Source organism: Pedosphaera parvula Ellin514 (assembly GCF_000172555.1).
Classification (GTDB): Bacteria; Verrucomicrobiota; Verrucomicrobiia; order Limisphaerales; family Pedosphaeraceae; genus Pedosphaera.
In genome coordinates, this window is sequence record NZ_ABOX02000029.1 from 71,343 (window position 1) to 80,869 (window position 9,527).

The window sequence follows — 9,527 nt, forward strand, 5'->3', positions numbered from 1 at the left end:
GCTCAACTGGCACTCGCGTTACATGCTCTATCTATTGCTCTCCATCGTAATTGCAGGTGCTGTGGCCCTGCATTTCTGGTGGCGGCATCGGTACCGGCGCTTGCTGGAGGAAATTGCCCGGGAGAAGCAATCGCTTTCCGACGCTCAACGCGAGCACGGTCTGGAAATCACTCAACGCAAGGCGGAGCAACAGGCGCTGTTCAACAGCATGACCGAGGGCGTGCTCATTTTGGATCATGCCGGGCACGTTCAACTGGTCAACAAATCCCTGCAGGAATTTTTCAGCATTAACAAGGATGTCCGCGGCCAAACCATCATGGAAGCCTTCCGCTTGCAGGAACTCGCTGAACTGGCCAGGCGGGCAGAACAGGAGCGGTTGGTGAAAGGGTTCGAACTTGAGCTTAATGGAACCAACAATCGCCGACTGGAAGTAAATGCGGCGACGGTTACCGGTCGCGAGGGTGGCCAGCATGGCACCATCATGGTGTTTCATGATTTAACCCGCCTCAAAGAACTGGAGAATACCCGGCAGGAATTTGTCGCGAACGTAAGCCATGAGCTGCGCACCCCCTTGTCGCTCATCAAGGGGTTCGTGGAAACACTGATTGATGGAGCCAAAGACAATCCGGAATTGTGCACCCGGTTTCTCGGGACCATTGAGAAGCATACCGATAGACTCACGTTCCTGATTGAGGACCTGCTCACCATTTCCAAACTGGAAAGCGGTCAGATCGTGATGAATTTGAATGAGGTCAATTTAAACAACGAGGTTGGGCGGGCGGTTGACGATCTGCAGTCCCGCGCTTCCGGAAAAAACGTAAAGCTGCAAAACACATTGGCTGAAGATTTGAAAGCGCGTGCCGATGCAGACCGGTTGCAACAGGTTTTATTCAATCTGATAGAAAACGCGATCAAATATGGTCGCACCGGGGGCAATGTCACCATCGGAGGCAAGGCGCTGCCCGGCGACAAAGTGGAAATTTGGGTGAAAGATGACGGACCGGGAATTCCGGACGAAGCTCGCGAGCGGGTTTTTGAGCGGTTCTATCGTGTGGACAGGGCGCGCTCACGTGAAACCGGTGGCACCGGGCTTGGACTGGCCATCGTAAAACATATTGTGCAGGCACATGGCGGAGAAGTTTGGGTTAGTAGCGAGCCCGGGCAAGGAACAACATTCTATTTCACTCTGCTCCAGACGTAAAATCATAGGTTCTGCCACCACTGAGTTTAAGTGGTTTGAGCCAGTGATTTTCCCAAAACATTAAATGATTAGCAGCCTTGCCGGGGTTTCCCACGGAACAAGGCTGCCGATCAAATTGCCTGACTCTTTACTAAGTTATTGGGCGGTGGACTGGTGTTTTTCCCCTTTGGCAGTCTGGTCCAGGCTTTCCGCCATCTGCAGGTGTTGCTCCAGTGTGGGCAGAGTCTTGGCGGCCCACGCCCTCAACTCAGGGTCCTTGGCGTCTTTTGACATTCTCTCAAATTCCTTCACGTCCTTTTTATGGTCTTTGACCATGTGATCCATGTAGGCCTTGTCAAAATCAGCCCCAGAAAGGTTCCTCAGATGATCTTCCACTCGTTTTTCACCAGTGGAGGTGACATCCGTCGGAAGTGTCGCTCCTTTCTGGGACACAAGTTGCATTAATTCATCATTCGCCTTCTTGTGGTCGTCGACCATTTTCTGGCCGAAATCTTTGACGGCTTGGTTTGAGGCTTTTTGCTGGGCCAGTTGGCCCAGTTCCACTTCGGTCATTCCACCTTTGGCGGCATCGGTTACAAATTTAAAGTCCTTGGCAGTGAATTGGCCGTGTTGATCCGTATCGGCCGCAGCCGCACGAAAAGTTGTCAGTAATCCCAGAGCGAGCACAGCACCCAGGGCAGTAGAGCGAAACAGAGAGTTTATTTTCATAATATGTTGGTAACCTAGCTTTTTAAAGGCTGTCTTCAATTAGGGATAAACCCTTAATTTAAATGAAGAATTTAACCACAAGAAGGGATTGCAGCTGTTTAAGCCCCAATCCAAGTTCAATTACTGGAAGGATTTAAAGAAGATTCTCAACCATCTCGGGACGAAGGGGGAGGTGTTTTGTGTTTGTCTGGCAAAAGATGCTGAGGATATGGCGGGATGGCAGGTGGCTCTTCATAATCCCCCAAATCAAATGTTTGAAACTCCCGACCGCTACTTTTCAGTATTCTGAGCATTTGCGGCGCAACGTGGCGATTCAGCTTATTTTTTGAATTTTGCGGTCTCTCCTGCACCAAACGGAAGCGCCCAGCATTATCGGATTCCAGCACCCCCTCCTCCACCAGCCTGGACAAGATCGGCATGGCCCAAAATCGGTCCTCAGCATAGCGCTTTTTACCACCAGCCCGCCGGGCTATCTCCCGGCCGGATACGAAAGTGTGGGAAAATGCTTTCATATACTCGACGATGGCTTTGCCGTCGCCGCTAAGATCGAGAGTTCCCATTTCTGACACCTCCAGCAGTATATATGCCAGAATCGTATCTTTTAGAGGGAGAAGATGCCTTTTTGAAATGCAAATCGCATTCCGTGAGCGGGCAAGCTGGTTTTTAGGTGTAAATTATATATAATAGGATATGTGCCAGGCGAACTGTGATCCGAGGGAGTGTTCTTGAAATTAAGAAAATCTGAAGTCGATAGTTCTATCTTTAATGAGATTCAGCTCATTCTGGCTGAAAAGCGCACGGCTCTATCCACGTTGAGATCCGGGATAGCTGTATTTGCACTGCCGCTTTCCGTGCTTAGCGTACTGATTGCGACCTCAAGGCTTTACAATATTTTACATGTGATGAGTTTACTTGTCCCACTGCTCCTGCTGAATTTTGGACTGGTGGTGTTGGGAACTTTTCTTGTCACTAATTCCCTGCTTCGTCTTCGGCGGCTGGACCGTCTCATCGAAACGATCAAGAAGGAACACAGCGCGATCGCTGAGTTTTTGACTTGATGATTCAGTAATTTAACCTTCCCCAGTCAACCCGAAACAACAATTGACTATCTGCTTCTGAAAGGTAATGTGGCCTCCAAAATTCAAACTCGAAAAAGGAAACCATTACCATGATTTGCCAAACCTGCGGCATCGAAGCAAAGACCAGGCATGTGGAGTTTCATCAAAATATTGGTGCACTTGTCATACGCTTCAACAAATCTTTAAAAGGCAATTTGTGCAAATCCTGCATTCACAAGTATTTTTGGCAGTTCACCCTGATCAATCTTACGGTGGGTTGGCTGGGCATCATTTCCCTCATCGTGGCTCCCATCTACACAATCAACAATCTTGTTCGTTATCTGCTTTGTCTAAAGTTGGAACCAGTGCCGGCGATTGCAAAGCGTCCTGAACTCACGCAGCAGGCCATTAATGCTCTCCAGCCATTTTCTCAGAACATCGTTCAGCGACTCAATGCACGCGAAGGCTATGAGAACATTGCGAAGGAGATTGCCCCCAGGTGCGGTGTAACTCCGGGCCAGGTGATTCTTTACATCCGGGCCTTGATTATGGCTTCAAGAAAATAGATCAAGGAGTTGCGGCAAGGCATCACTTCTTTGGCTGTTCGGGAGTAAAGTAAGCTTCGTAGCGCGAAGGCTCGTGCTTGAGCCATGGTTTGTATTCATTGAAGAACTCCACACGTTCGCCGTTGGAAGGATGAGTGGCGCGCCAAATCGTGTAGACCAGCCCGGGCCATGGCACCCCAAGACTTTGCTGCTGCAGTTTGACAAACCCGGTGCCAGCGGAGTGATTGTAGTGCGTGAGTTCCAATCCGAACCTGTCCGCTTCGTGCTCCAAATGTCGGCTGTAGGCAAAGCCAATGGGGGTGAGCACCAATGAAAAAACATTTATGAGCAGCACGAGCAATGGCAGCGAGGCGAGATCTGAAAGCTGGTCGAATCCGAAATACCTTGAAAAACGTCGCAATAGAAATGAGGCCGCAACATGCACCCCGTAAAAGGCAACGAGAGTCAGTACGGAGAGGCAAAGAATGCCTTTGACGACATGGTTTAGCGCATAGTGTCCCATCTCATGACCGAGAACAAACATCAGTTCGCGCTCATTTAACTGGGCAATGATCGTATCCCATAAAACGATCCGCTTGGTTCCCAAAAATCCGCTCACGTACGCATTTGCCGTTTTGGTATCCACACTTTTGTTTACTTCATAGATACCTGCGCCGTGAATGCCTGCCCTTTCCGCGAGCGCCATGATCTTTGCTTCGAGCGCCTTGTCTTTCACCGGCGTGAATTGATTGAACATCGGTGCCATGACAACCGGTTGAATCATCACCACAAAAAAATAGATGGGGACCATGGCCAGCGAGGCATAAAGCCACCAGCGACGCGGGCTTTTCTTAAGAAGCAGATAAGGTATCCAGAGGAACAGACAGCCAAGCACCAGCACCAAACCGAGTTCCTTTAGCGAGTCGGTAAACCATTTGGCAAGAGTTTGATTGGACAAATTATAGGCATGCGGCCGGATGAATCCCTGGAAATACGCCAGGGGCAAACTCAACAAGTAGTTCAGGACCACCAACACCACGAAGTATATGCACATGGCCCAAAACCAATGGCGTCCAATCTTCCGGGCAAACTCCCGCAAACGTGCGGAAAATCCGGTGAATAAAAACAATATTGGAAGCCACAGTTCCCAAATGGTGCGAATACACCAAAGCACCGTGCCGCTTCGATAATGTGCCAGCGCCTTGGCGCTGGGTTCAGGCACGGCTACCGGAAGTGTTTCGTCCACCGATTCAATTTGCGATGTCACAGAGGAAGGCGTTCCTTGCAATGCGGGTAACTGCTCTGCCGCAATCCCGATGCGGCTGAAGAAAAGGCAAATGATGGTAAAAAAAAGATAGCGCATGAAAAGTCCGCTTTGTCGATCAGGTTGCATCCGTTTGCTGGACGCCATTACATAATCCTGCCCTGGCCCGAAGTCAAAGGATGGATGCGTGGAGTTCGGTTAGGAGTGATTTTAGGGTCCTGCTCCGGCGAGCTTTAGCTTGCCGGAAATCCGATTTTCACCTTATCATCCGCGAATTCTATGAAAAGCACCCCTCAATCCATCGCTTGTATTTTAGTGCTGCTTTGCTTCAGTTGGATTCCCTGCTCTTTTGGCCAGGGTTCACTGACTCCTCCCGGAGCGCCAGCACCAACCATGAAGACTCTCGATCAGGTTGAAGCCAGAACTCCCATTTCTTCCCTGCCATTCGTCATCACTACTTCCGGTTCCTACTATTTGGTCGGAAGCTTAACTGCCTCTCAAGGAACCAACGGCATTACCGTAGCGGTGGACAATGTTTCCATTGATCTGAATGGATTCGCTTTGATCGGCAAACCGGGCTCCTCCAACGGAGTATTTGCCACTCCATCCATTCGCAATATAAGTGTTCGCAATGGAACCGTCAGGAATTGGGGGCGCTCCGGAATCGCAGCAACCAACACGCTGAATGGTCTTTTTGAAGAAGTGCGAGCGGACAGCAATTCTGGAATTGGCATCGATACAGGGAATGGAGCGGTGATCAGCAAGTGTGTCAGTATCTCCAACGGTGGAATCGGCATCAATGGGGGCAACGGCAGTTCCATCAAAGATTGCACCGCCGAGTCCAATGGCGGAGCCGGGATTAACAGTTCTTCTGGCAGTACGATTACCGGTTGTGCTTCGCAGTACAATACTGGCGTCGGGATTTTGGCAAGTCCCGGAACCAGCATTAAGAACTGCTCGGTTCAATCGAATGGTGGCGGTGGAATCAGTGCGGCTGGAGCCTGCAACATTGTTGGTTGCGCTGTTTACAGCAATACCGGGATTGGAATCTCGACCTTCCTCAGCACTGTTCAGGATTGCACGGTTATCAACAACACAGGCGACGGGATTTATATGGTTTCCTACGGAGTTATTTTAAACAATAACGCATATGGAAACGGTGGTTTTACTGCCAGCAACAACAACATTCATGTAAGCGGTTCGTATAATCGCATCGAAGGCAATCATGTCACATTGGGATACACAGGCATCCGAGTGGACACTTCTGGCAATGTGATCATCAAGAACAGCTCTGGTGGGCAAGGCGCTGCGAATTATATTGTTGCGGCAGGTAATTTGTTTGGGCCGACGCTCAGCAGTTTGGCGGCCCTCGCGACGAACAGCAACCCGCACGCGAACTACGATTTTTGATCGAGATTACGCAGTGCTGGTCAGGCTGCCGACTTTCTTTAATGTGATGAAAGGCTCACCCGCAATCCTCGATTGAGCCAGATCGATTTCAAACTCGGCCACCCAGTCGTTGTGTTCTTCGGGATCGACCAGCATCTGCTGCACGCGCCAATGTTTTTTGTCTTCGGAAGGAACGACGTAGGTATGACGAGTGTTGCGTGCGTTCGGATCGAGGCAGATGTATTGATGATCCGCATGGTAAGCTTCGTGCGCCTGTCGTAAGCGCTCAGGAGTCCAAGATTCGCCACCGGGTTGTTCCAACGAGCTGAGATGCTTGAGCGCCTGTTCGTAATCGCGAACGACCATCCCTCGGAGAAAACTGAATATTCGGTTCCGAATCGCGGAAGTGAACGCTTTCGTGTCGCGTGTGATGTCTTTGTCGGCTTCTTCAGCGCCCGGCGGCCGGACTTCCTTAGCTTCGGCCCTTGGCTGATAATTGGGATCGCGCATGCGTTCCCATTCATCCATCAGACTGGAATCGACCTGACGAATCATCGTCCCGAGATAGAGTTCCATTTCGCGGACGGCATCGTTCTTTGCAGTGTCAGGAACAGTTTGAGTCAGCACCTTGTGGACACTGGAAAGGTGGCGCAGGAGTAAGCCTTCCGCACGATGCAATTCGTAGCCTTTGATGTAATCGGCAAACGAACGAAACTCTTCGAACATTTCGCGTGCAATGGATTTAGGGCGAATGTTCTCCTGTCCGACCCACGGATGGCGATCGGCAAAGGCATTAAAGGTGGAATAAACAAATTCGCGTTTAGGCTTGGGATATTCCAATTTCTCAAGCTCATCCATTCGTTGATCATATTCGAGCCCCTGCTGTTTCATCTCGGCCATTTTCTGATCTTTAACCTTATCCAGTTGCTTCCGAAGAATGAGTTCGGGATTTTCGAGAATGGATTCGACGAGCGTGATAAGATCGAGAGCATAATCCGGGGCTTCAGGGTCCAACAGTGGAATAGTTTCCAGCAAATAGAGCGAAAGAACCTGGTCCATCGAGAAATCCTCCTGCAACTCGATGTTTACGCATAGGTAGGCACCCTCTGGAGTTTCTGGAATAAATTCAACTATCTTACGGTCCAGCAACGAGCGGAATAATTGCCAGGCACGCTTGATGTGAGCTCGCTTGGCTTTGGGAGTTTCGTGGGAGCGACTAATGAGTTGTTGCATCGCACGACAACCATCCGCTTTACGGCTTAGCACGTTGAGCAGCATGGCGTGCGTAACTTGAAAACGCGAGGTGAGCCGCTCGGGTTGGGCTGAGATGAGGCGGGTAAACGTATTTTTGTCCCAGTTTACGAAATTATGTTCGGGAGGTTTGCGTTTGACACCTTTCTTGCCACCCTTCGCTGCTTTCTCATCGAGTTTGAGATTTTCCACCACGTGCTCAGGTGCTTGGGCGACAACCCAGCCTTTATCATCAAATCCCTTGCGCCCAGCGCGGCCACCGATTTGGTGGAAGTCGCGCGCACTCAAGATGCCAGTCTTTTGACCATCGAATTTGCAGAGCCTGGTGAAAAGAACCGTGCGGATCGGAACATTGATGCCGACCCCCAGAGTGTCCGTCCCACAAATCACCTTGAGCAGACCCTTTTGTGCAAGTTGTTCCACAAGGATGCGATATTTAGGAAGCAAACCAGCGTGGTGAACGCCTATGCCGTGACGCAGCCACTTTTTAATGTCGGGACCATAGGGGCTGCTAAACTTGAAACCCTCGATCGCATTGGCAATCGCTGCTTTCTCATCTCGTGAACAGACATTAATGCTGGTGAAGTCCTGTGCGCTTTGAGAGGCCTCCAGTTGGGTAAAGTGAACGACGTAGACGGGACTCTTGCCATCTGCCACCAGGCTCTCGAGAGTTTGCGCCAACGGCAGTTCAGAATAAGCATGCTCAAGAGGAACGGGACGCTCATTCGATTGAATGGTAACCGAAGGCTTGCCATTCAGTTTGGTTAACTCCTCCTCGAAGAAAGCAGTTTCACCCAACGTGGCGGACATGAGGAGAAAGCGAGCTTGGGGCAGTGTCAAAAGCGGCACTTGCCAGGCAACACCACGATCACGGTCCGCGTAATAATGGAACTCATCCATGATAACGTCTTGAACATTGGCCTGAGCACCGTCGCGAAGTGCAATGTTGGAAAGAATCTCGGCGGTGCAACATAAAATGGGAGCATCGTGATTGACGGTGGCGTCGCCGGTGCTTAGACCAACGTTGTCAGGCCCAAAGTCACGGCAGAGCGCCATCCATTTTTCATTTACCAAAGCCTTAATGGGACAGGTGTAAATGGAGCGTTTGCCTTGGGCGAGAGCTTTAAAATGCAGTGCGGCGGCGACGAGCGATTTTCCGGAGCCGGTCGGCGTGTTTAAAATTACGTTCTTTTCTTCGTATAATTCCAAGATGGCCGATTCCTGGGTGGGATAGAGCTGGAGTTTGCGTCCCTCGACATATTCGAGAAAGCGTCCCAACAGAACGTCATTGCTCAGGCGTTCATCACGAGGAATCAAATCGTAGAGTGTTTTAGACACGAGACGGTTAGCCTAATGCGAGATAACGAAATTGAGAAGCGAGATAAGAATTGAAAATGGCGAAAAATCGTGAAGATCAAACATTAATGCGATACGCAATCAGAACACGACATATGCAAAAACAAAAAACCCGGTTTTCCATGCAAGGATGAAAACCGGGTTTAGTTTGAAAGAATCTGGCGGCAACCTACTCTCGCGCAAGCTATACAGGCACTACCATCGGCAAGACTGTGTTTGACGGCCGAGTTCGGGATGGGATCGGGTCGGGCCACAGCTTTATGACCACCAAAAAGTCGTTGGGGGAGGTGCGGGAGTGTTGAGGTCCCTTTCTTTCGTGCACCACCGCCTAAAATATATTTAAAAAGAACAGTTTACCAAGGAGAGGTTCCCTGAAAACTACACACAGGATCTTATTATGGATTTTATCAATTAGTTCGCGAGTCAAAAGCTTGATTCTTGTAAAAGAATAAGCAATCAAGCCGCACGACCGATTAGTATTAGTCCGCTAAACGCCTTGCAGCGCTTGCACGCCTAACCTATCAACCACGTGGTCTACATGGGGTCTTTAGGGAGCTTAGAGCTCCGGGAAACAATATCTTGGGATGAGCTTGGCACTTAGATGCTTTCAGCGCTTATCTCTTCCGCACATGGCTACGCAACGATGCTTCTGACGAAACAATTGCCACACCAGAAGTGCGTCAAACCCGGTCCTCTCGTACTAAGGTTTGAACCCCTCAAGTTTCCTGCGCCCACAGTGGATAAGGACCGAACTG

General features: G+C 50.1%; 8 protein-coding genes and 2 rRNA genes. 4 read left to right on the forward strand and 6 right to left on the reverse strand.

Features of this window, described 5'->3' with window-relative positions:
• The first annotated feature begins 22 nt into the window (after positions 1-22).
• On the forward strand, positions 23-1,201 hold the full coding sequence (locus CFLAV_RS20120; protein WP_007416659.1) for a sensor histidine kinase: 1,179 nt from the start codon (positions 23-25) through the stop codon (positions 1,199-1,201).
• 135 nt (positions 1,202-1,336) lie between these two features.
• On the opposite strand, the gene CFLAV_RS20125 is transcribed toward CFLAV_RS20120, so the two are convergent.
• Together CFLAV_RS20125 and CFLAV_RS20130 are read right to left on the reverse strand one after the other, a co-directional pair.
• Positions 1,337-1,909, reverse strand: coding sequence for a DUF4142 domain-containing protein (locus CFLAV_RS20125; RefSeq protein WP_007416660.1), 573 nt, complete (start codon positions 1,907-1,909; stop codon positions 1,337-1,339).
• 146 nt (positions 1,910-2,055) lie between these two features.
• Positions 2,056-2,469: a hypothetical protein gene (locus tag CFLAV_RS20130; protein ID WP_007416661.1), complete on the reverse strand. Its 414-nt coding sequence runs from the start codon at positions 2,467-2,469 to the stop codon at positions 2,056-2,058.
• A gap of 159 nt (positions 2,470-2,628) precedes the next feature.
• Between CFLAV_RS20130 and CFLAV_RS20135 the strand changes: the two genes are divergently transcribed.
• Together CFLAV_RS20135 and CFLAV_RS20140 are read left to right on the forward strand one after the other, a co-directional pair.
• On the forward strand, positions 2,629-2,967 hold the full coding sequence (locus CFLAV_RS20135) for a hypothetical protein (RefSeq protein WP_007416662.1): 339 nt from the start codon (positions 2,629-2,631) through the stop codon (positions 2,965-2,967).
• Between the two features lie 110 nt (positions 2,968-3,077).
• Complete coding sequence (locus CFLAV_RS20140) at positions 3,078-3,533, forward strand: hypothetical protein (RefSeq protein WP_007416663.1); 456 nt, start codon at positions 3,078-3,080, stop codon at positions 3,531-3,533.
• A gap of 22 nt (positions 3,534-3,555) precedes the next feature.
• On the opposite strand, the gene CFLAV_RS20145 is transcribed toward CFLAV_RS20140, so the two are convergent.
• The gene (locus tag CFLAV_RS20145) at positions 3,556-4,875 is read right to left on the reverse strand and encodes a M48 family metallopeptidase (RefSeq protein ID WP_160164624.1); all 1,320 of its coding nucleotides are present in this window, start codon (positions 4,873-4,875) and stop codon (positions 3,556-3,558) included.
• Between the two features lie 180 nt (positions 4,876-5,055).
• Between CFLAV_RS20145 and CFLAV_RS20150 the strand changes: the two genes are divergently transcribed.
• On the forward strand, positions 5,056-6,186 hold the full coding sequence (locus CFLAV_RS20150; protein ID WP_007416665.1) for a right-handed parallel beta-helix repeat-containing protein: 1,131 nt from the start codon (positions 5,056-5,058) through the stop codon (positions 6,184-6,186).
• Between the two features lie 6 nt (positions 6,187-6,192).
• Here CFLAV_RS20150 and CFLAV_RS20155 read toward each other — a convergent pair whose 3' ends face one another.
• From CFLAV_RS20155 to CFLAV_RS20165, 3 genes are all read right to left on the reverse strand, one after another.
• Entirely contained in the window at positions 6,193-8,754 is a 2,562-nt protein-coding gene (locus tag CFLAV_RS20155; RefSeq protein WP_007416666.1) for a DEAD/DEAH box helicase, read from the reverse strand.
• A gap of 174 nt (positions 8,755-8,928) precedes the next feature.
• Positions 8,929-9,044: ribosomal RNA gene (gene rrf, locus CFLAV_RS20160) — 5S ribosomal RNA — on the reverse strand.
• A gap of 180 nt (positions 9,045-9,224) precedes the next feature.
• A 23S ribosomal RNA gene (locus tag CFLAV_RS20165) occupies positions 9,225-9,527 on the reverse strand; the annotation flags it as partial.

Excerpts from the sequence above, each read along its gene's own strand:
- CFLAV_RS20120 (WP_007416659.1), top strand. The coding sequence starts at position 23 with ATGCTCTATCTATTGCTCTCCATCGTAATTGCAGGTGCTGTGGCCCTG.
- CFLAV_RS20150 (WP_007416665.1), top strand. The coding sequence starts at position 5,056 with ATGAAAAGCACCCCTCAATCCATCGCTTGTATTTTAGTGCTGCTTTGC.
- CFLAV_RS20145 (WP_160164624.1), bottom strand. The coding sequence starts at position 4,875 with ATGCGCTATCTTTTTTTTACCATCATTTGCCTTTTCTTCAGCCGCATC.
- CFLAV_RS20130 (WP_007416661.1), bottom strand. The coding sequence starts at position 2,469 with ATGGGAACTCTCGATCTTAGCGGCGACGGCAAAGCCATCGTCGAGTAT.
- CFLAV_RS20140 (WP_007416663.1), top strand. The coding sequence starts at position 3,078 with ATGATTTGCCAAACCTGCGGCATCGAAGCAAAGACCAGGCATGTGGAG.
- CFLAV_RS20125 (WP_007416660.1), bottom strand. The coding sequence starts at position 1,909 with ATGAAAATAAACTCTCTGTTTCGCTCTACTGCCCTGGGTGCTGTGCTC.